Source organism: Curtobacterium sp. MCBA15_007 (assembly GCF_001864905.1).
Lineage (GTDB): Bacteria > Actinomycetota > Actinomycetes > Actinomycetales > Microbacteriaceae > Curtobacterium > Curtobacterium poinsettiae.
The window spans coordinates 45980-66815 of sequence record NZ_MJGM01000024.1 but is presented as its reverse complement, the minus strand read 5'-3'; the positions used below and the strand labels follow the sequence as shown (position 1 = coordinate 66815).

Here is a 20836-nt window from a genome sequence, read left to right as displayed (position 1 = left end):
ACCCGCGACGTGTCGCGACCAGTCAGCTGAGCTGACCGAGCAACGAGATGCGACCCGCCGAGGAACTGCTGCGGCGCGGCGCTCGGGTCAGGAGACCTCGCCCGCGCGGGCTCCCGCCCACAGGTCGACGTCGGTGATGCCGACGGAGTGCTCGTCGATGACGCGGAGCTCCTCGTCGGTGAACGACGTGTTCGACAGCGCGGCGACGTTGTCCTCGAGCTGCGAAACCCGCGACGCACCGATCACGAGCGAGGTCACCCGCTCGTCGCGGAGTGCCCAGGCGAGCGCGAGCTGCGCGAGGGACTGTCCGCGGGCGGCGGCGACGTCGTTCAGGGCGCGGAGGTGCTCGACGACCTCGGGCGTGATGCTCGACGCGTCGAGGGACTTGCCCGCCGCCGCTCGGGAGTCCTCGGGCACACCGTTCAGGTACTTGCCGGTCAGCAGCCCCTGCGCGAGGGCGGTGAAGCCGATCACGCCGAAGCCGAGTTCGCCGGCCGTGTCGAGCAGCCCCTCGGTCTCGATCCAACGGTTGAGCATCGAGTACGAGGGCTGGTGGATGAGGAGCGGGGTGCCGAGGTCGCGGAGGATCTCGGCTGCCTGCCGACTGCGCTCGGCGTCGTACGACGAGATCCCGACGTACAGCGCCTTGCCCTGCTGGACCGCGGTGTGCAGGGCGCCCATCGTCTCCTCGAGCGGGGTCGACGCGTCGAGGCGGTGCGAGTAGAAGACGTCGACGTAGTCCAGGCCCGTGCGCTGCAGGGACTGGTCGAGCGAGGCGAGCACGTACTTGCGCGAGCCGCCGCCCTGCCCGTACGGTCCGGGCCACATGTCCCAGCCCGCCTTCGTCGAGACGACCATCTCATCACGGTACGGCCGGAAGTCCTCACGCATCAGGCGGCCGAAGTTCACCTCGGCGGCGCCGTACGGCGGGCCGTAGTTGTTCGCGAGGTCGTGGTGGGTGATCCCGAGGTCGAAGGCCCGACGGCTGATGGCGCGCTGGTTCTCGAACGGCATGTCGTCCCCGAAGTTGTGCCAGTAGCCCAGGGAGAGCAACGGCAGGTCGAGGCCCGAGCGGCCGGTCCGGCGGTACGTCATCGAGTCGTAGCGGTCGTCACTGGCGATGTAGGTCATGCAACGAGCCTGGCACTCGAAGACGGCCACGGCCTCGCGTGCTTCGCTTCGCGGACCCATGATGGGTGCACCAGACCACGAGGAGACGACGATGGCACGGACGACGAAGACCGAGACCACCTTCACCGACGAGGAGCGCGCGGCGATGCAGGAGCACGCCGCCGAGGTCAAGCGCACCCGCAGCACGAAGGGCACCAAGGCCGAGAAGGCCGCAGCCGACGCCGCTGCGGTCGAGGCGAAGATCGCCGAGATGCCCCAGCCGGACCGCGGCCTGGCCGAGCGCATCCACCGCATCGCGCTCGAGGTCGCACCCGAACTCGCGCCGAAGCTCTGGTACGGCATGCCCGCCTACGCGCGCGACGGCAAGGCGGTGTTCTTCTTCCAGGACGCCGCGAAGTTCAAGGCCCGGTACGCGACGCTCGGGTTCCAGGACTCGGCCGCGCTCGACGACGGCACGTTCTGGCCGACGTCGTGGGCGATCAGCCCGGAGTTCTCCGAGGCCGACGAGGCACGGGTGGCCGAGCTGATCCGCCGCGCGGTCGGGTGACGGCGCTCGGGCTGGGGGCCGCTCCCGTCTTCGCCCTGCTGTTCCTGGTGCTGTACCTGCTGGGACGAAGCCGGGACCCGCGGATGCTCCGCAACGGAGTGTTCCTGACCGCGGCCGTGCTGTTCGGGCTCGCGACGGTCGTGTCCGTGCTGACCGCGGTGGTCCCCGGGTTCAGCCTGCTCGTCGCCGTGGTGCTGTTGCTCGTGCCGCTCGCCGTGGTGGTGCTCGGGGTCGCCCTGGTCGCGAACGGCCTGCAGATGCTCCGGGCCGAGGGCCGCAGCGTCGGCAACCTGCTGTCGCTCGCCGCCGGGGTGGCCGTGTTCGTGCTGCCGGCGGTCGCCATCGCCCTGCTCGTCTCGGGGAGCGGTGAGGGCTTCACGCTCTGGGACGGCACGAAGATCGCGGTCGCCGTCCTGATGGTGTTCGTCTGCGGGTACTTCGCCCTGTCGCTGGTCGCCTTCGCCCTGTACTCGGTGGTCTACGGGCGGACGCGGCACGGCATCGTCCCCGACACGATCGTCGTCCTCGGCTCCGGGCTCGTGCACGGCGAGGTCCCACCGCTGCTGCAGAGCCGGCTCGACCGGGCGCTCGGCGTCTACCGGGCCGAACGGAGCGCCGGACGCCGGCCGCTCCTCGTGCCGTCCGGCGGGCAGGGCGACGACGAACCCCGCCCCGAGGGCACCGCGATGGCCGAGTACCTGGTGGCGAACGGCGCCGACCCGGACGACGTGGTGCCGGAGACCGCGTCCCGGAACACCCGCGAGAACCTGCGGTTCTCGCGGGACGTGCAGACGGCCGCCGGACGGGACGGCCAGATGGTCGTGGTCACGAACAACTACCACGTGCTGCGGGCCGCGACCCTGGCCCGTCGCCTCGACCTGCCGGCCCAGGTCGTCGGCGCGCGCACGGCCGCGTACTACGTCCCGAGCGCGTTCCTGCGGGAGTTCGCGGCCGTGATCGTCGAGCACCGCTGGCTCAACGTCGTCGCCTGCACGCCGTTCGTGCTGTTCACCGGGTTCCTGCTCTGGGAGTCGTTCCAGCAGCGGTAGACGCGACCCACGGACGGACTGGAGGCCCGTGGCGGGCCCGCCACGCGCCTCCGGTCCGAGCCGCCGTAAGATCTCGACCATGGTCGAGATCCAGCCGCCACGTCCCACCGACCTGCTGCCCATCGGCGAGATCGTGCGCCGCACGGGCGTGGCCGCCTCGGCCCTGCACTTCTACGAGCGCAAGGGGCTGATCCACCCGGAGCGCACCGACGGTGGCACGCGGATGTACCCGCGGCACGTCGAACGGCGGATCGCGATCATCCAGGTGGCCAAGCGCCTCGGCATCCCGCTCAGCGAGGTCGCCGAGCAGTTCGAGGCGCTGCCCGCCGACCGCATGCCCTCGCTGCGCGACTGGAACCGGCTGAACGAGCGGTGGCGCGCACGACTGCGGGCCCGCCAGCTGGAGCTCGAGCGCCTGCAGCAGGAGATGACGCAGTGCATCGGCTGCGGCTGCGTCTCGCTCGGGGCCTGCTCGGTCGTGAACCCGGGCGACACCCTGGGCGACGAGGGGCACGGCGCACGCCGACTGCTGCCGATCGAGGACGACGCGGCCGGCGCTGCCGGCGCTGCCGAGGACGCTGTCGCCTAACCCGCGCGCAGTCCGTCGTCGATCCGCTGCAGCAGCGCGAGGGCCTCGGCCGTGCCCCGCTCGTCGCCGCCGAGTGCCGTCCGGAGCTTGCCGGACCAGTGCCGGTAGAGCCGGTCGACGCTCTCCTGCGCCAGCGCGGTCGAGTGCAGCTGCACGGTACGGGCGTCGGCGGGGTCCTGGCGCCGCTCGACCATCCCCTTGGCCACGAGCGACCGGAGCGCGACGCTGAGGTTGCTGCGCTGCAGGGCCGTCGCCTCGGCGGTGGTGCTGGGCGAGGTGCCCGGGTTGCGGTTGATCCAGCGCATCACGAGCGCCTCGGTACCGGTCAGCGGCACGATGTCGAGCGTCTCCGAGCCGTGCGGGTCGATGTCGCGCGCGATCCGGAGCAGGACGTCCGCGAACTCGGCGAGGACGTGGTCGGACACGGCGGAGTGCATGTCCGTACTGTACCGATCTCCGGCGATGAGTTATGCTTTCATAACAATGACCACGGACACCGGAACCATCCGCGCGACGATCGCGACACCCACGACCAAGCAGCAGGGCATCACGACCGCGCTGCTCCTGGTGCTCGGCCTGCTCAGTGCCGTCGCCCCCTTCGCCACCGACCTGTACCTGCCGGCGTTCCCGCAGATGACCACCGAGCTCGGGGCGAGCGCCACCGCCGTGCAGCTCACCCTCACCGCGTTCCTGGTGGGCGTGACCGCGGGCCAGCTCGTGTTCGGCCCGCTGTCCGACCGGTTCGGCCGTGTGCCGCCGCTCATCGCCGGCGCCGCCGTGTGCGTGCTCGCCAGCATCGCCGCGGTGCTCGCGCCGAACATCGGCGTGCTCATCGCCGCCCGCCTGCTGCAGGGCCTCGGCGGTGCGGCCGGCATGGTGATCAGCCGTGCGGTCATCTCCGACCTGGCGACGGGCAAGTCCGCCGCCCGGGCGTTCTCGCTCATGATGATCGTCGGCGGGGTCGCCCCGGTCGTCGCACCGCTGCTCGGCGGCCTGCTCACCGGCCCGATCGGCTGGCGCGGCCTGCTCTCGATCGTGCTCGGCCTGTCCGTCGTCATGCTCGTCGCGGTCCTCGCCGTGATCCGGGAGACCCACCTGAAGGAACACCGCGACACCCTGCGCGAGGAACGCCGCGGCTCGGGCTCGGCACTCCGAGCCCTGCGTTCCCGCACGTTCCTCGGCTACACGGCCGTGTTCGGCTTCGCGTTCGCCGTGATGATGGCCTACATCTCCGCATCACCGTTCCTGTACCAGGACATGATCGGCTTCGGCACGGTCGGCTACGGCCTGGCCTTCGGGCTGAACGCCCTGGCGCTGATGGGCGTCAGCATCCTGTCCGCCAAGCTCACCGCGACCCGTTCGGTCACCGGGGTGCTGTCGCTCGGCATCGTGCTGGTGCTCGCGTCGACCGTCGCGTTCGCGCTGCTCGTCGTCTCCGGGGCGCCGGTCATCTGGCTCGCCGTGCCGCTGTTCACCGCGGTGGGCTCGCTCGGCCTGGTGCTCGGCAACGCCACGGCGCTCGCCCTCGGTGCGGTTCCGTCGGCCGCCGGCAGCGCCTCGGCCGTGCTCGGTGCGCTGCAGTTCGGGCTCGCGGCGCTCGTGTCCCCGCTCGTCAGCATCGGCGGCTCGGACACCGCGGCACCGTTGGCGATCGTGATGCTCGCCGCCGCGGTGGTGGCCGTCGTGGCGCTGCTCGCGGCGCGGGGCCGGACCAGCACGGCCCGCTGACCCAGCCCGGCGTCAGCCTCGCCGCGGCCGCAGGAACGGCACCCGCGGCATGAGCCAGTCGACCCACACCACCCGCACCCCCGGCGCCACGGCGAGCGCCCACAGGATCGAGGCAGCGGCGTCGGTCGGGTAGTGCACCGCGTCGATCGACACCGCGAAGAACACGATCACGATGGCCACGACCCCGAGCGTCAGTGCGAGTCGGTGCCACCGGGTCTCGCGGAGCAGCCAGATCAGGGCGATGACGAACGCCGTGATGTAGACCGTGTGCCCGCTCGGGTACCCGGGGTCGGGCTGCACCGGGAACGGGTGCGGCAGCACGGCGACGTCGGGCCGGGCACGGTGCACGATCTCCTTCACGACGGCGGACGGCACCCACGTGATCGCGATGGTGCCGCCGAACGCCAGCGCCGGGCGCAGGTCGCGCGTGCGCCACCAGATCACGGCGACGACGACGACCGTGATCCCGATCGCCGGGGCCGGACTGATCACGTGGTAGACCGCCGTGGTGAACGCCCCGATGAACCCGGTGTGCAACGCGTTGAGGGCCTTGGACAGCCCGAGGTCCACCGTGCCCAGGGTGAACCCGACGATGGTGATGACGACGACCGCGATGACGGCGATCGCCACCGAGACGAGCGGGTACGGCGAGCGCTCGAGGATCCCGTACGCGGCGGGCTCCCGTCGGCGGGGACGGAGGAGCGGCGCGTCGTCGGTCATCAGACCATCGTCGCAGCCCGACCTCGGCATCTGGGGTCGAGCGAGCCTCACGATCATCCGAAAGCGTTCAGCGCAGCGGTCGGGAGTAGACAGGACGCATGCCAACCGTTGCCGAGAACATCGTCGCCACCCTCCGCGCCAACGACATCCACCGGGTCTACGGCCTGCCCGGGGACTCCCTGAACGGCTTCACCGACGCCCTGCGCAAGGACGGCACGATGCGGTGGGAGCACGTCCGTCACGAGGAGGCTGCTGCGTTCGCCGCCTCGGCCGAAGCCGCTCTGACCGGTGACCTGACCGTCTGCGCCGGCAGCTGCGGGCCCGGCAACCTGCACCTGATCAACGGCCTGTACGACGCGAACCGGTCTCGGGTACCGGTCCTGGCGATCGCCGCGCACATCCCCACGGCGGAGATCGGCTCCGGCTACTTCCAGGAGACCCACCCGCAGGAGCTCTTCCGCGAATGCTCCGTCTACGTCGAGTACGTCGCCGACCCGGTGCAGATGCCCCGCCTGCTCGAGATCGCGATGCGCGAGGCGATCGAGAAGCGCGGCGTCGCGGTGCTCGTGATCCCCGGCGACGTCCTGCTCGCCGAGGCGAAGGACGACCGCGTCACCCGCATCGAGCGGACCACCCCGCGGATCGTGCCGAGCGAGGCCGAGCTGCAGCGCACCGCCGACCTGCTGAACGGTGCCGACCGGATCACGATCCTGGCCGGAGCCGGCGTCGCGGACGCCCACGACGAGGTCGTCGCCCTGGCCGAGCGCCTGCAGGCCCCGATCGTGCACGCACTGCGCGGCAAGGAGTACATCGAGCACGACAACCCGTACGACGTCGGGATGACCGGGCTCCTCGGCTTCGCCTCCGGGTACCGCGCGATGGAGGACGCCGACGTCGTGCTCATGCTCGGCACCGACTTCCCGTACCAGCAGTTCTTCCCGGCCAAGGCGAAGCACGTGCAGGTCGACATCCGCGGCTCGCAGCTCGGCCGTCGGCACCCGGTCGACATCGGCCTGGTCGGCACCGTCAAGGACACCGCCCTCGCACTCATCCCTCTGCTGACCGGCTCGCACCCGACGAAGCACCTCGAGGACTCCCTGAAGCACTACCGGAAGACCCGCGAGAAGCTCGACGACCTGGCGGTCCCCGCAGGGAAGAAGAAGCCCCTGCACCCGCAGTACGTCGCCCGGGTGCTCGACCGGCTCGCCGCCGAGGACGCCGTCTTCATCCCCGACGTCGGCTCCCCTGTCGTGTGGGCGTCGCGCTACCTCACGATGAACGGCAAGCGCCGGCTGATCGGCTCGTTCGTGCACGGCACGATGGCGAACGCCGTCCCGCAGGCGATCGGTGCGCAGACCGCCTTCCCGGACCGGCAGGTGATCGCGCTGGCCGGCGACGGCGGGCTGACGATGCTCCTCGGCGAGCTCATCACGATCGTGCAGAACAAGCTGCCCGTGAAGATCGTGGTCTTCGACAACTCGTCGCTCAACTTCGTCGAGCTCGAGATGAAGGCCGCCGGCTTCGTGAACTACGGCACCGAGCTGCAGAACCCGGACTTCGCCGCGGTCGCCGAGGCGATCGGCATCAAGGGCTTCCAGGTCGACGTGTCCGACGACTTCGAGGACGCGATGGCCGCCGCGCTCGCGCACGACGGCCCCGCACTCGTGTCGGTCCGCGCGAACCGCCAGGAGCTCTCCATGCCCCCGGCGGTCACGCTCGAGCAGGCGAAGGGCTTCACGCTCTACGCCATCCGCACGGTGCTGTCGGGTCGCGGCGACGAGCTGCTGGACCTCGCGTCCACCAACGCGCGCCAGCTGCTGTAGACGCGACCGGATGACGGACTGGAGGCTCGTGGCGGCGCCGCCACGAGCCTCCAGTCCGTCTCTTCGTCACCACCCGAGCATCTGGCCGTCCTCCAGGAACACGCCGGTGGGGCCCTCCGGGCCCGCGCTCGCGGCGGCCGCGATCGTCGCGGCGCTGACCTCGACGGGGCGACCGTGCGGGTTCGGCATGCCACCGAACTCGGTGGCCGTGTAGCCGGGCTCAATCGCGACGAAGTGCACCTCGGGCACGACGCGTGCGTACTGCACCGTCAGCATCGAGACGGCGGCCTTGGACGCCCCGTAGACCACGGCAGGAACGGTGGACGCCGGCTTCGACGGGTCGTGGGTGGCGGTGAAGGAGCCGAGCGCACTCGACAGGTTCACCACGATCGGGTTCGCCGAACGACGCAGGAGCGGCAGCGCGGCCTCGGTCGCGCGGATCGTGCCGACGGCGTTCGTGTCGAAGACGGCGAGCGCCTCGGGGCCGTTCTGCCCCCAGACGGCGATGCCGGCGTTGTTGACCAGCACGTCGAGTCCGCCGTTCGCGTCGACGTGGGCGAACGCGGCGGCGACCGAGTCGTCGTCGCGGACGTCGAGCTGGACGGAGCGGGCGCCGATCTCGGCGGCGACCGCGGCGCCCTGGTCGGCGTTCCGTGCGCCGATCCAGACGGAGTGGCCCGCCTCGACGAGCTGACGGGCGGTTTCCCGGCCGAGGCCGCGGGTGGCCCCGGTGATGAGTGTCGTTGTCATGGGTCCAGCGTCGTACTCGGCGACGACCGCAGGGAGTCGACCGGTTGTCGTAGGACCGGCAGGGCCAGGACCCGGCCGCTCGGCGCGCGCAGACTGGGGGCATGGCGGACACGGACTTCGGGCACACCCTGCGGCGGCTGCGCGACCACGTCTCTCCCGATGCCGTCGGCGTGGTCGTCGGGCCGCGTCGGAGAGCGGCCGGGCTGCGTCGAGAAGAGCTGGCACAGCTCGCGGGGATCTCCGCCGACTACCTGACCCGGCTCGAGCAGGGGCGCGCGACCTCGCCATCGGCCCAGGTCGTCGAGGCGCTCGTGCGGGCGCTCCGGGTCACCGATGCCGACCGCGAGCTGCTCTACCGGCTCGCCGGGCACGCGGTCCCGGGCGCCGACGTGGTGCCGTCGCGGATCCCGCCGAGCGTGCAGCGACTGCTCGACCGTCTGGCGGACACCCCGGTCGCGGTGCTCGACGCCGCGGGCAACCTGCTCGTCGCCAACGCCCCGTACGACGCACTGATGGGGCCGGTCGACGCGCTGCGCGGGAACGACCGGAACACGACGTGGCGGCACCTGGTCGGCTCCGGCAGCCGTGCCGTGCACACACCACAGGAGCAGGCGGTGTTCGAGGCGAACCTGGTGGCGGGGCTCCGGATGACCGCGGCCCGCTACCCGCTCGACCGCCAGCTGCAGCACCTCGTGCGGGAGCTGCGGGCGGCGAGCCCGCGGTTCGTTGAGCTGTGGGACTCGGGCGCGACCGCGCCGGGCGAGACCGCCCGGCGGAAGGTGATCGACCACCCGGACGTCGGGCTGCTCACCCTGGACTGCGACACCCTGGTCGTCGGGCCGGAGGACCTGCGGATCCTGGCGTACACGGCGGAGCCCGGGTCGGTGGATGCGGAGCGGCTGGCGCTGGCTGTTGTGGTGGGGACGCAGTCATTGGTGGGGTGAGGCGGGGGCGGGGGCGGGTCGGGCGGCGTTCCGTGCGCCTCGCCCGACCAAAGTGACCTCGAACCCGCTGCCATGTGGCGCGGAGGCGCTTTGGTCGTTCGGTTGTCCTCTCGCGGCAACGTGCAGTCCACAACCAACAGCCGCACCGTCTCAGGCCGAAACTCGGGGTTCCCGTCAGGCCGCTAATTCGATGTGAACGTGCCAGCGCTCGCGATTGCGGCTCCGACCGAGGACAAGGCCGGTAGGTCAGTCGCGAGCTCACTCGTGCGGAATTCCTCCGCGACCGGTTCAACCGTGTACTCGACGATCTCGACGGCGTGGCTCTTGAGCGCGTCCAGGACTTCGGCCGGTGTCACGTAGAAGAACTCTCGCCGCAGGTTGACCTTGTTCACCCGTTGCGTTGCGAAGGTCTGATGCAACATCGTCTCCACTCCGACGGCATCATCTGCGAAGAACAGAGCGTGCACGTCGAACCGGAAGGGCACCGACGCATCACCGAGCTCGATGACCCGGTCCATCGGCTTCAGACGACGAGTCATGCCGATCTTCACCATGCGCTCACCGAACGCTCCGACGTTGGAGATCACGTACACGTAGCCCGCACGGACGTTGGCAGCTCGGTAATCAACGTCAGTGATGGCTCGATCGACATCCGCCAGCCTCGCCTGCACTCGTGCCGCACCCTCGACATCACCGTTTGCTTCCAACGCGGCGAGAGTCGCCAGGTAGTGCTGGCGCTCTTTCTCCAGCCGATCGTGCTCAGCCTGCAGTTCGGCCGCAGCACGCTGCTGTTCGCGGAGTTCGGCTCGTCGCTCTCGCTCACGTTCCTTCTCCGCTTGCACCACCTGGAGGTGCTCGTTCGCGAGGGCTATCTCTTCAAGCCGCATCTGGTGGTAGCTCGGCTCGATTCGCAGATCGATCATCGTGCCGCTCTTCGCGATCTGCTCCGCCGCCCGGCTCAGGCGAGTCTGGGCGACGTGCAGGTTGCCTGCGCGGGTTGCCTTGACCGCGTTCTCTGCCTCTGCGTTGTACGCACGCAGGAGTACTTTCGCCATGTCGGTCATGAACTTCCGACCCTGCGCTTCGGAGTCGTTGAAACGGAAGCGCGGCGCAGTGGTCACCGCACGCTTGTCCCGAACGGCGTTCTTGATGCGGTAACGAAGCGCCTCCAACTTGGACGCCAACTCAGTCGACGATGCTGCTGGGTGGTCGAAGTCGAACAGTCCAACAGCCTGCAGCTCCACCGCGGCCGTGAGGTCCACCAGTTCGGTTCTCCGTGCACCGATTCCCCGATTGAGCTCGTCACGGGTCGCCCGCGCTTCCTCAGCCTGCTGTTCCGCCGCCCGAACTCGTTCCTGCCCGCTCCGCACGGCTTGCTCCACCTTCAGGCGCTCAGCTGCCTGTTCAGCGGCAAACCGCTCGCGTTCCCCCGACTGCTCTCTGACGAGCAACTCACGGGCATCGGACTGCTCAGCCTCGAACTGCGCACGAAGCGCGGAGAGTTGGCGCTCCTGCTCAATTCGGTACGCGTCAACGTCGTCAAATGCGCGCATCTGGTACCGCGCCACGACGGCTTCGCCCGCCTCGATTCGCGCCTCTGCAGCAATCAGCCGCTCCCGCGCCTCACGCTTCGACAGCTTCTCGATCGGCTTGCTCTGCTTCGCAGCGGCAGTTGGTCCAGCTGCTTGTTCAGCGGATCGAGCCGCCCGTCGAGTCGTCGGCTCTGCAGCAGCTGACGGCGTGGGGTGGGCGCCTGCTCGAGCAGGTTTCTTGGGCTGCACATGTTGGGTCCATGCTCGCCCGTCCCAGTAACGGACGAAGCGAGGGTCTTTGTCGTCGTACCAACCGGCGGGCGCTGCTGACATTGCTTCAGCTTAGGGAAACAGTCAGCCGTGACCGAGCGATGTCCGCATTCATCCGCCGTTGCTGGCTCCCCCACTTCGCGGGTGATGCGCACCCTGCGGCTCAAAGACGCCTCACAGGTTGGCTACGATCCGAGAGCGCCGGCTTCCGGCGATCGCACTCGTCCGGCTGTTGTCGGACGGCACACCCGAGGGGACAACCCGTGCCACACAGCACTGCATCATTCCGACGCGCATGCGCGATCGGCGCGACGATCGCCGTCATCGGACTGAGCACCGGCTTCGGGGCACTGTCCGCCACCGCCGCCGAGCTGCCGGAAGCGTCGGCGAGTACGTCGCCCAGCTCCGACGTCACCCCCGCCGAGGGCACCGTCACCGTTGCGGACGCCGCCGAGTCCGCGCCCACGGCGACGACTCCTGCCACGCCCGTTCCGGAAGCCGCTGACGACACGGAAGCGCCCGCGGACGAAACCACCGCGCCCAGCAGCACTCCGACCGCCCCGGCGACGTCGACTCCTACCGCGGACCCCGCCGCCACACCAGGGGCGACCATCACCGGGGACGCGACCGTGGGCAGCACGCTGACCGCGACGGGGACGGACTTCACCGGCACGTTGTCCTACGCATGGACGAGCGACGGCACCGCCCTGCCCGTCACGACCGGGTCGTACGTCGTCACCGCTGCCGACGCGGGCAAGGTCATCACCGTCACGATCACGGGTGACGACGGCCAGACCGCGACCGCGACGACCGCCCCAGTCACCCAGACACCGTCGTTCCCCGATGCGTCCACCGAGGACGAGCCGGTCATGCTGACGACGACGGCCGGTGAGCGCTTCGCCCACACGTTCGCCGCGGACGGGTTCCCGAAGCCGACGTACTCGGCCGAGTACTACTCGCTCGACGACCCGTACGGCGACGAGCCCGGCCAGGACGAATCGAGCTACCTCCCCTACGGGCTGTCGCTCGACCACGCCACCGGCGTGCTGTCCGGCACGACCAGGTACTCGGGCACGTACGCGTTCCGCATCGACGCGACCACCGGCTCGACGACGGCCTCGCAGTTCGTGAACATCACCGTGGACGCGACGACACCACTCGGCGTGCGGGTCACGGCAGAGGACAAGGACACGTTCCTCACCGCGCACTCCACGAGCTGGGTCATCGAACGCAACGGCGCCGTCTGGACCTTCCAGAACGAGACCACCCACGACCCCGACGGCGGGTACACCGTCTTCGGCGCCGGCTTCGAGGGCGGGCAGCCGACCATCGACCAGGGCGGCACCCTGCTGGTCAGCGGCAACCTCGTCGACCGTTTCGGCAACGAGGTCGACGACGCCGACGGCTACCCGGCACCGTTCACGGTGACGTCCGACCATGCCTCCGACGTCATCGTGCCGAACACCGACCCGTGGGCAGGTGCCGAAGTGACGTTCCCGCACGCGTCGACCCACGCCCTGACCGTCGCGTCGAGCAGCTTCGCGACGGCGTTCACGGTGGACGTCCGTCCGACCGCTTCGACCGTGGTGACCCCCGCCACTCCGACGGGCGCCATCGCCGCCGCAACCCCGACCGGTCGACTGGCCTACACCGGGAGCGACGCGATACACCTGCTGCCGTGGGCGGCGGGACTCGCGCTGACCGGCGTCGGTGTGATCACCCTGCAGGCCCGTCGGCGGAAGCAGCACTGACCCACCACTGACGAAGCACCGAGGGACTCAGGACACGTGCTGGGTCCCTCGGCCCTTCGCTGCGAGACCGCCTGAACCCTTCGGAGAAGGCCCACAGGTCGCGTCCACCGCCCTTGTCCGGCTCGACCGGCGTCCATAGGCTCCCGCTGTCAGACGATCGTCTGGTATCGAGAGCGGAACGAGGACGGGCATGAACGACGACACGCAGGTCAGCATGAACCGAGTGCACTGGACCGGCGGCGTGCCCCGGAGCGCAGTGGACGCGCTGCTCCACGACGGCGGACTGGCGGTGGTCCCCACCAAGGTCGGCTACATCCTGATGACCTCGGACCGTGCGGGCCTGGAGCGGAAGTTCGACGCCAAGGAGCGCAACCGGAACAAGCCCGGCGTCGTCCTCGTGAGCTCGCTCGAGATGCTGCGCAGCATCGCGCAGCTCACCCCCGAGATCGACGCCCTGTACCAGCGGTGCTGGGACGAGGACATCCTGCTCGGCTGCATCCTGCCCTGGAGCGACCAGGGCAGGGCAGCGCTGCCGACCGACGGCTCGGACGACCTGATGATGGACACCCGCGGCACGTCCTGCTTCGTCATCAAGTTCGGCGTCCCTGGCGAGCTCGCCGCCCGCGAGCTCTGGACGGAGCACGGCAAGTTCGCCTTCGCGAGCTCCGCCAACCCGTCGGGCACCGGCAACCGCGGTGTCGTCGACGGCATCGGGGAGCGCATCGCCGAACGTGCCGACGTGATCGTCGAGGCGGACGACTACGTCGCGTCCATCCAGCCGGAGAAGAGCACCGAGACCCGCTACGAGCAGGGCGTCATGGTGTCGATGGTCGACAGCTCGGGAACCCTGATCCCGGTGCAGGACGGACAGCGCTCGATCACTCCCGCCCCCACGCTCATCCGCAAGGGGCTCGACGTCGACCGGATCATGGGGCTGCTCGCCGACACGTTCACCAGCTGGGACTACCGACAGGGTGAGTACTACTGAGCCCGCACGGACGCCTCGGCACCGCCGTCTCGGCAGGAGACCCGGACACGACGCCGGGCACCGGGCGTGCGGCGAGACCAACGGCACGGAAGCGTCTGTCGCGCGAGGACGCCTCGAGCCGCATCACGGCGTTCGTCTACGGGAACATCGTGATCCTGGGCACGATCGCACCGATGGTCCCGGACACCGCCGCGAGTGGTCGGGGGCTCTGGTACGTCCTCGCCACCGCGTTCTCGACCTTCCTGGCGCACACCTTCGCCGAGTTGGTCGGCCGCCGTGCGCGGAGTGACCAACGGCTCGCCGGGGAGACCATCGGAGCCGAGCTGCGCGACTCGCTGCCCGTCCTCACCTCCGGTCTCGTCCCGGCGGCCGTCCTCGCCTACGCCTGGCTGACCGGCGCGTCCGGGCTGGTGGCCGAGATCCTCGCGATCGCGTACCTCGTGGTCCGGCTCGCCCTCCTCGGCCCCGTCGTGGCCCGGCTCCGCGGGGAGAAGCCGTCCCCGCGCACGTTCGCCGCCGGCATCGTCCTCGCACTCGTCGGAGTCGGCATCGCCCTGGTCAAAGCCGGTCCCGGCTTCTGAGGCCGGCCGGAGCACCAGGCCGGACACCGACGGACCGGATCGGGCAGTCCAGGTGGTCCCCGGAGCGCTCTGCACCGTCACACGGGCAGATCGTCCGGGACCGCCGCGACCGCCTCGATCTCGACCAGCTGGTCGTCGTAGCCGAGCACCGTGACCCCGAGCAGGGTGCTCGGCACGTCGTGCGTGCCGAAGGCGTCGCGGACAACGTCCCATGCGGTGACGAGGTCGGGCTGCCGCGAGGACGCCACGAGCACTCGCGTGCTCACGACGTCCTGGATGGACGCACCAGCGGCACGCAACGCCTCCTGCATCGTCTCGATGCACCTGGCGGCCTGGCCCGCGTAGTCCCCGACCGCGACGGTCGACCCATCAGGGGCGAGCGGGCAGGCCCCGGCGAGGAACACGAGCCGCGTCCCGCTCGGCACGGTCGACGCGTACGCGTACTGCGCCACATCGCTCAGGACGTCGGACCGGATGAGACGGACTGCGCTGGCCATGCACGTCATCCTGCCAGCAGCGATGCTCCGGGCCCCGGGTACCTCAGGCGCAGTACTCGTACGGCAACATCGCGGTCGACCCCACCCAGATCGCGCCCACGGTGGCGCCGTCCGTCCCGAGCTGGAACGTCATGTAGCGTCCGTCGGCCTGCACGCTCCACATCGAGTACGGTCCCTGGTCCTCACCGTAGGTGCCGGTGTACTGCAGGTCCGGGTACGCGGAGCGCACCTCGGTCAGGGGCGTGCCGATGCCGATCCCGGCGTCGGTCTCGGGCGAGTTCGTCGTCACCGGATCCGGCCCCAGCCCACCGATGGTCACGCCCACGACCTTGCCGTCGCGGGGGATGACGATGAGGCCGGGAGCGTCATCTCGGTTCCAGAACGTCGTCTCCGGGCTGGCCGGACACGCATCCGTGCTCCGGGTGTAGGCGGCTGCCAGGTCGTCGATCTCCCCCTCCACCTCGCCGCCCAGCGCGATCGGCCCGACCTCCTTCGTGGAGATGGTCCAGGTTGCCGGGTCCGACAGGTCGAACGCCGTTCCCGTCGCAGTCGGGGACGGCGTGGGCGTCGGGGTGCCGGGGTCGGCCGTCGGGGTCGGCGTCACCGTCGCGGTCACGGTCCGGGTCGGCGTCGGAGCGGACGGCCCGGAACACGCGGTCAGCGTCGCCGCCGCGAGGAGTCCGAGGGTCACGCCGGCGGTCCGGATGGTGCTGTTCACAGGGTCTGGTTGCCGATCATCGTCTGGTCCTTCCGTGGGTGGACGTCGAACGGGTCCCCGCCCGCAGGCGGGGACCCGACCGGCGTGGGCGCGACGAAGCGGCGCCGACCGGTGACCCCCGCGCCGTTGCGATGGCCGATCCACCGTACTTCGAGCCTCCACGGGGAACGGAACCCCTCGGTCGCCATCGCAACCAGAGCGTTACACAGCTTCCGGCGCGGTGATCAGTCGGCGTCCTCGACGTCGAACACGACGACCCGCGCACTCGCCGCCCCGATGAAGTCCGCCACCGGCCGGTGCTCCGGGTGCGGCAGGTACCCGGCGAGCGCGGCACGATCACGGAAGCGGACGACGAGCATCCAGTGGAACCCGCCCTCCAGTCCCTCGGTGCTCACGCTGGTGCCGGACTGCACCGACTCGACCCCCTCGACCCGTGGCAGGTGCGCACGCGACAGGGCCGAGGCCTCGGCGGAACGGTCCGCCCCGTCCCACTCGACCAGCACGGTGTGCGTCACTCCGGACACGTGGTCCCCTTCCTCGAACGCAAGAACGCCAGGTCAGAATGCCGGCGTCCCACCGGCGATCGTGATCGTCGACCCGGACTGGTAGCTCGACTCCGGGCTGACCAGGTGCACGTAGGCGGCACCGAGCTCGGCGGGCTGACCGGGACGGCCGAACGGCGAGCTCTCGCCGAAGTGCGACACCGTCTCGGCGTCGTCGGAACCCGGCTGCAGCGGCGTCCACACCGGGCCGGGCGCGACGGAGTTGACCCGGATGCCCTTCGGCGCGAGCTGCTGCGCGACGGCCTCGGTGAAGAGCTTGATCGCACCCTTCGACACCGCGTAGTCGATCTTGTCCGGGGACGGCGTGGACGCCTGGATCGAACCGGTCGTCACGATGGTCGACCCGGGCTCGAGGTGCGGCACGGCGGCCTTGCTCAGCCAGAACAGCGAGTAGATGTTGGTCTTGAAGGTGGAGTCGAACATCGAGGTGTCGAGCGTGAGGATGTCGTCGTTGCTCTCCATGCGGCCCGCGACCATCACCAGGGTGTCGAGGCCGCCGAACTCGTCGACGCTCTTCTGCACCAGGTCCGTGCAGTACTGCTCGTCGGAGATGTCCCCGGGGAACAGCACGGCCCGACGGCCCTCGGACTCGAGCAGGTCGCGGACCTGTTCCGCGTCCTCCTGCTCGTCCGGCAGGTAGGAGAGCACCAGGTCCGCGCCTTCGCGTGACAGGGCGATGGCGGCGGCACGGCCGATACCGGAGTCGGCACCGGTGACGATGCCGCGGTACCCCTTCAGGCGGCCGAGCCCGACGTAGCTGTCCTCGCCGTGGTCGGGCTTCGGTTCCATCTTCCACGCGGCGCCCGGCAGCGACTGTTCCTGCTTCGGGTACGGCGGTGCCGGGTAGAGGGTGTTCGGATCGCGCTTCTCGTACTGGCTCATGGCCCCACTGTCGTCGTCGTGCCCCGGACGGGCGCTCAGCTGGCAGCTGGCGGGCGCAGGCGACCCCGCGCCCTGAAGACGGGTGTGGACGCCACTGGAGGCGCGGTGCCAGCTGGCACCGCGCCTCCAGTGGGTCAGCTGGTTCAGACGCCGGCCGTGGTCTTGATCCAGGACGAGGCCTGCGACAGCAGGGCGTAGTTGGAGCCGGCCTTGGTGTTGGCGCCGGGGTCGGCGCTGTCGCCGGTGGAGCAGACGGCGACGACCTTGCCGTTGACGAGCAGCGGGCCGCCCGAGTCGCCGTGGTTCGAGGCACCGGTCACGCCGGTGAGGTGCTGGGCCCGACCGCTGAAGGCGTCGGTGCTCGCGCCGGTGAGCGAGACGGTGGCCTGGTACAGGCCGTCGGACTGGGTGGCGTTGGCCCGCAGGCCGTAGCCCTGGATGGTGCCGGTGCCGCTCGACTTGGCGGTCGCGGTGAGGTCGAGGGGTGCGTAGGTGGACAGCGGGTAGGCGGTCCGCAGGTGCACGAGCGCGATGTCTCCGGCGGGCGAGGTGCTGATGCGGTCGACCGAGACGGCCGTGCCGCGGTTGACGGTGGAGTTGGAGTGGTAGACCCGCATCGCGCCGATCCCGTCGATGCAGTGCCGGGCGGTGAGGACCCACGAGGCGTTGAGCTGCTCGCCGGTGCAGTTGCTGACGTACCCCGAGGGGATGGAGCCGCCGGATGCTTCGAGCTGCACGGCCCACGAGGTGGTGGGGGCCTTCTCGCCGCCGACGACCTTCGTGCTGACGGGCAGCGCGGACGCGGGCGAAGCGGCGAACACGCCGGCGGTGATGACGGCGACCGCGGCGAACGCGGCTGCGATGGACTTCTTCATGACGACTCCTCTGTCGGTGAAGCACCTACCAGTTGCGTTGTGCAACTGATGCGCCATCCTTGCCCCTTGCTCAGGGTTCGCACCAGTCCGCACTTCGACGGACGCGGGCGTCGATCGTGTCCTCGCAGGCCGGTACCGGTCGTCCGGTACGCGAACTGGCTGGGCGGTGCGCCAACGGTCTCGTCGTAGCGTCGGGTGCATGACGACGAGTGACGAGACCGCCTTCCCGGACCGGGTCGCGCGGGTCTTGGAGCCGGGTCTCGACGTGCTCGACGCCGTGGACCGCGTCATCGCGGCGTGCGTCGAGGCGACCTCGGCGATCGAGGCAGGCATCGTCATCGCGGACCGGTTCGGCACACTGCAGGTCCTGGCCTCGACGAGTGAGCGCAGCAGCGAGGCCGAAGAAGCCCAGCTCGGGACGGAGGAGGGCTCGTGCCTCGACTGCTACCGGACCGGCACGACCGTCGACGTGGCCGACGTGTCGACGCACGAGTCGGAGTGGCCGGCATTCGTGACGACGATGCGTGACCGTGGGCTGCAGGGCACGTTCGCCGAGCCGATCCGGTTGCGGGACCGGACGATCGGCTCGCTGTGCGTCTTCGCCGACCACACCCGCGGGCACAGCGACGAGGACGTCGTGCTGATCCAACTGCTCGCCGACGCCGCTTCGGCTGCCCTCGTGCGCCAGCGGGACCGTGGTGGCCCCGTCACGATCGAGGACCGGGTCGAGGACGCCCTCGGGGCGCGGGTGCTCGTCGAGCAGGCGAAGGGTGCGCTCGCCTACCGGCGGGGCATCCGGATGGACGAGGCGTTCCAGCTGCTGCGACGTGCTGCGGCCGACGCCGGCCGCAGCCTCTGCGCGCTGGCCGAGGACGTCGTGCACCGGGGCGCCGACCTCGGCAGCACCGGCTAGGCCCGTCGGGTCCGCGGCCCGTCCGGCTCCGTCCGCAGCACCAGGCCGTGGTGGTCGGTGGTGAGCGTCACCGCGACCACCTCGCCGAACGCATCGCCGTCGAGCTGCACGCGCTCGGGGGTGTCGACGGTCAGCCGGAGCGTCCGCGCCCGGGTGTACCGGAGCGCACGTGACGTCGGCAGGACCCGGGCCAGGAGCCGCCCGAACCGGGTGCGCGAGAAGAACCGGTTGAGCGTCAGGGCGTACCCGACCTTCGTCCACCCGAACCACCCGGCGGGCCGGAACGCCACGGCGTCGAGGACCCCGTCGTCCGGTCGCGCCGCGGGCAGCAGCAGGATGCCGGCGGTCAGCGTGCCGCAGTTCCCGACGATGATCGTGTGCGCGCTCATGCTGCGGAGCGGGGCGTCGTCGATCCCGTAGTGCACCGGGATCTGCCGGTTGCCGATGACGGACCGGGCGATGGGGTCGGAGTAGGCCACCCACCCCAGGCGCTTCTTGACCCAGGCGTTCGTGTCCGCCGCCATGCTCGCGTCGAGGCCGATGCCGGTCATCACCAGGAACGCGTGGGACGTGGTGACGCCGGCCGGGTCGGTCAGGTCGGCCAGTCCGACGTCGATCGGGCGGTCGACCCCGGTGAGGCCCGCACGGACGGACCGCTGGAGGTCGCCGAGGGGCAGGCCGAGGTTGCGCGCGAACAGGTTGCCGGTGCCGCTCGGGAGGAGCGCCACCGGGATCCCGGTGCCGCGGAGCTCCTCGGCGACGATCCGGAGCGTGCCGTCGCCGCCGGCGACCAGGACGACGCTCGGGTGTGCCGCGCACGCCGCCCTGGCGGCCGCGCGTCCGTCGTCGTCGGCGCTGGTGGTGAGCCAGAGCGACTCGTCCCATCCGTGCGCGCGCTCCTCGGTGCGGAGCACGGCCCGGAGCCGGGCCGCGTCGATCTTGGTCGGGTTCACGACCACGGCGGCGCGCAGCGGGCCGGGTTCGTTCGGGGGCGTCGGCATGCGGTCGGTGCGGGGGTTCCTGCTGGTGGTGCGCTTCGCCAGTGGCGGACTAGTTGGTCCGGCCGGCGTTGCGAGCCTTGTTGCCGCTGCGGCGGACGGCGCCGAAGACGATCGTGCCGAGCAGCAGGACGATGCCGATGATGCCGAGCCAGAGCAGGCCCTTCAGGGCGAAGCCGACGATGGACAGGACGGCCCAGATGACGACGAGGACGATGACGGTCTTCACGGTGGTGGTTCCTTCGGTGGGGTGTGGTGCGGGGCGGGGTGGGCGTCGGGTGGGGTGGGGTGGCCGTGTCAGTGGATCCGGAGCTCGGTCACCATGGGGCAGACGAAGGGGTCACGGGCGGCGAGGCCGACACGGTTGAGGTACCGCACGACGATGCCGTACGAACGCAGCAACGTGGTCTCCGTGTAGGGCACGTCGAGGGTGTCGCAGTGGTCCCGCACCAGCAGGCGGGCCTGCTTCAACGCCGGACGCGGCATCGACGGGAACAGGTGGTGCTCGACCTGGTAGTTCAGCCCACCCATCAGGAACGACACCCACCAGCCGCCACGGATGTTGCGCGAGGTCCGCACCTGGCGGGAGAAGAAGTCGACCTTCGCGTCGTGGGCGATGGTCGGCATGCCCTTGTGGTTCGGGGCGAACGAAGCACCCATCATCACGCCGAACACGGCCAGCTGCACCCCGAGGAACGCACACGCCATCCCGAACGGCAGGAACCAGAACACCACCGTCAGGTAGATCGCGAACCGCGCCACCAGCAGGATGCCCTCGAGGACGCGCCCCCGGACGTCGCTGCGTCCGCCCGTCCCGCGGAGCACCGACATGACGGCGGCCCGGTGCAGGTTGATGCCCTCGAGCGTGAGCAGCGGGAAGAACAACCAGCCCTGGTTCTGCACGAACACCCGGAGCGGCCCGTTCTTGACGGCCGCTGCGTCCTCGGGCAGGAAGCGGATCGCGTCGGGGGCGATGTCCGGGTCCTT

The 20836-nt window shown here is 70.5% G+C and carries 23 protein-coding genes; 10 read left to right on the top strand and 13 right to left on the bottom strand.

The window, feature by feature from the left end:
- Window positions 1-87 precede the first annotated feature (87 nt).
- Window positions 88-1131 carry an L-glyceraldehyde 3-phosphate reductase gene (gene mgrA, locus BIU95_RS11900; RefSeq protein WP_017887559.1) on the bottom strand — a complete coding sequence of 348 codons (1044 nt, stop codon included), beginning with the start codon at window positions 1129-1131 and terminating at the stop codon, window positions 88-90.
- A gap of 91 nt (window positions 1132-1222) precedes the next feature.
- Here mgrA and BIU95_RS11895 point away from each other — a divergent pair, with 91 nt between their 5' ends.
- From BIU95_RS11895 to soxR, 3 genes are all read left to right on the top strand, one after another.
- Window positions 1223-1678, top strand: a complete 456-nt coding sequence (locus BIU95_RS11895; RefSeq protein ID WP_175470765.1) for an iron chaperone — start codon at window positions 1223-1225, stop codon at window positions 1676-1678.
- Window positions 1675-2727, top strand: coding sequence for a YdcF family protein (locus BIU95_RS11890; RefSeq protein WP_071251756.1), 1053 nt, complete (start codon window positions 1675-1677; stop codon window positions 2725-2727). Before BIU95_RS11895 ends, BIU95_RS11890 begins: the two co-directional genes overlap by 4 nt.
- Before the next feature lie 79 nt (window positions 2728-2806).
- On the top strand, window positions 2807-3316 hold the full coding sequence (gene soxR, locus BIU95_RS11885) for a redox-sensitive transcriptional activator SoxR (protein ID WP_071251755.1): 510 nt from the start codon (window positions 2807-2809) through the stop codon (window positions 3314-3316).
- Here the strand turns inward: soxR and BIU95_RS11880 are convergent.
- Entirely contained in the window at window positions 3313-3753 is a 441-nt protein-coding gene (locus BIU95_RS11880) for a MarR family winged helix-turn-helix transcriptional regulator (RefSeq protein ID WP_250895631.1), read from the bottom strand. The genes soxR and BIU95_RS11880 overlap by 4 nt on opposite strands.
- 46 nt (window positions 3754-3799) lie before the next feature.
- Here BIU95_RS11880 and BIU95_RS11875 point away from each other — a divergent pair, with 46 nt between their 5' ends.
- The gene (locus tag BIU95_RS11875; protein WP_071251754.1) at window positions 3800-5044 is read left to right on the top strand and encodes a multidrug effflux MFS transporter; all 1245 of its coding nucleotides are present in this window, start codon (window positions 3800-3802) and stop codon (window positions 5042-5044) included.
- Between the two features lie 12 nt (window positions 5045-5056).
- Here the strand turns inward: BIU95_RS11875 and BIU95_RS11870 are convergent, their stop codons facing one another.
- Window positions 5057-5764, bottom strand: coding sequence for a phosphatase PAP2 family protein (locus BIU95_RS11870; protein WP_071251753.1), 708 nt, complete (start codon window positions 5762-5764; stop codon window positions 5057-5059).
- A 98-nt stretch (window positions 5765-5862) separates the two neighbouring features.
- On the opposite strand from BIU95_RS11870, the gene poxB reads away from it, so the two are divergent.
- Window positions 5863-7587, top strand: a complete 1725-nt coding sequence (gene poxB / locus BIU95_RS11865) for a ubiquinone-dependent pyruvate dehydrogenase (RefSeq protein WP_042539878.1) — start codon at window positions 5863-5865, stop codon at window positions 7585-7587.
- 66 nt (window positions 7588-7653) lie between these two features.
- Here poxB and BIU95_RS11860 read toward each other — a convergent pair whose 3' ends face one another.
- Complete coding sequence (locus BIU95_RS11860; protein WP_042541326.1) at window positions 7654-8337, bottom strand: SDR family NAD(P)-dependent oxidoreductase; 684 nt, start codon at window positions 8335-8337, stop codon at window positions 7654-7656.
- Window positions 8338-8438: 101 nt separating this feature from the next.
- On the opposite strand from BIU95_RS11860, the gene BIU95_RS11855 reads away from it, so the two are divergent.
- Complete coding sequence (locus tag BIU95_RS11855; protein ID WP_042541328.1) at window positions 8439-9281, top strand: helix-turn-helix transcriptional regulator; 843 nt, start codon at window positions 8439-8441, stop codon at window positions 9279-9281.
- A 182-nt stretch (window positions 9282-9463) separates the two neighbouring features.
- Here the strand turns inward: BIU95_RS11855 and BIU95_RS11850 are convergent, their stop codons facing one another.
- Entirely contained in the window at window positions 9464-11146 is a 1683-nt protein-coding gene (locus tag BIU95_RS11850) for a DUF4041 domain-containing protein (RefSeq protein WP_071251752.1), read from the bottom strand.
- Window positions 11147-11346: 200 nt separating this feature from the next.
- Here BIU95_RS11850 and BIU95_RS11845 point away from each other — a divergent pair, with 200 nt between their 5' ends.
- The 3 genes from BIU95_RS11845 to BIU95_RS11835 all read left to right on the top strand — a co-directional run bounded on the left by BIU95_RS11845 (window position 11347) and on the right by BIU95_RS11835 (window position 14403).
- Window positions 11347-12834: a putative Ig domain-containing protein gene (locus BIU95_RS11845; protein ID WP_071251751.1), complete on the top strand. Its 1488-nt coding sequence runs from the start codon at window positions 11347-11349 to the stop codon at window positions 12832-12834.
- 190 nt (window positions 12835-13024) lie between these two features.
- Window positions 13025-13822, top strand: coding sequence for an L-threonylcarbamoyladenylate synthase (locus BIU95_RS11840; protein ID WP_017887570.1), 798 nt, complete (start codon window positions 13025-13027; stop codon window positions 13820-13822).
- A 173-nt stretch (window positions 13823-13995) separates the two neighbouring features.
- The gene (locus BIU95_RS11835) at window positions 13996-14403 is read left to right on the top strand and encodes a hypothetical protein (RefSeq protein ID WP_083389360.1); all 408 of its coding nucleotides are present in this window, start codon (window positions 13996-13998) and stop codon (window positions 14401-14403) included.
- Between the two features lie 77 nt (window positions 14404-14480).
- On the opposite strand, the gene BIU95_RS11830 is transcribed toward BIU95_RS11835, so the two are convergent.
- From BIU95_RS11830 to BIU95_RS11805, 5 genes are all read right to left on the bottom strand, one after another.
- Window positions 14481-14900 carry a RidA family protein gene (locus tag BIU95_RS11830; RefSeq protein ID WP_071251749.1) on the bottom strand — a complete coding sequence of 140 codons (420 nt, stop codon included), beginning with the start codon at window positions 14898-14900 and terminating at the stop codon, window positions 14481-14483.
- Window positions 14901-14943: 43 nt separating this feature from the next.
- Window positions 14944-15618, bottom strand: coding sequence for a hypothetical protein (locus BIU95_RS18730; protein ID WP_071251748.1), 675 nt, complete (start codon window positions 15616-15618; stop codon window positions 14944-14946).
- 224 nt (window positions 15619-15842) lie between these two features.
- Complete coding sequence (locus tag BIU95_RS11815) at window positions 15843-16142, bottom strand: Dabb family protein (RefSeq protein WP_081612308.1); 300 nt, start codon at window positions 16140-16142, stop codon at window positions 15843-15845.
- Between the two features lie 33 nt (window positions 16143-16175).
- On the bottom strand, window positions 16176-17063 hold the full coding sequence (locus tag BIU95_RS11810; RefSeq protein WP_071251747.1) for an SDR family oxidoreductase: 888 nt from the start codon (window positions 17061-17063) through the stop codon (window positions 16176-16178).
- 143 nt (window positions 17064-17206) lie between these two features.
- Window positions 17207-17938 carry a trypsin-like serine protease gene (locus BIU95_RS11805; protein ID WP_017887577.1) on the bottom strand — a complete coding sequence of 244 codons (732 nt, stop codon included), beginning with the start codon at window positions 17936-17938 and terminating at the stop codon, window positions 17207-17209.
- Between the two features lie 199 nt (window positions 17939-18137).
- On the opposite strand from BIU95_RS11805, the gene BIU95_RS11800 reads away from it, so the two are divergent.
- Window positions 18138-18851: a GAF and ANTAR domain-containing protein gene (locus BIU95_RS11800; RefSeq protein ID WP_071251746.1), complete on the top strand. Its 714-nt coding sequence runs from the start codon at window positions 18138-18140 to the stop codon at window positions 18849-18851.
- Here the strand turns inward: BIU95_RS11800 and BIU95_RS11795 are convergent.
- The 3 genes from BIU95_RS11795 to BIU95_RS11790 form a co-directional block, all read right to left on the bottom strand.
- Complete coding sequence (locus BIU95_RS11795) at window positions 18848-19852, bottom strand: diacylglycerol kinase family protein (RefSeq protein ID WP_056073268.1); 1005 nt, start codon at window positions 19850-19852, stop codon at window positions 18848-18850. The two genes, BIU95_RS11800 and BIU95_RS11795, sit on opposite strands and share 4 nt — an antisense overlap.
- A gap of 49 nt (window positions 19853-19901) precedes the next feature.
- Entirely contained in the window at window positions 19902-20078 is a 177-nt protein-coding gene (locus tag BIU95_RS18725; RefSeq protein ID WP_017887580.1) for a hypothetical protein, read from the bottom strand.
- Between the two features lie 68 nt (window positions 20079-20146).
- Window positions 20147-20836 (bottom strand): acyl-CoA desaturase (locus BIU95_RS11790; protein WP_139179770.1); only part of this gene is annotated, 690 nt, incomplete at its 5' end.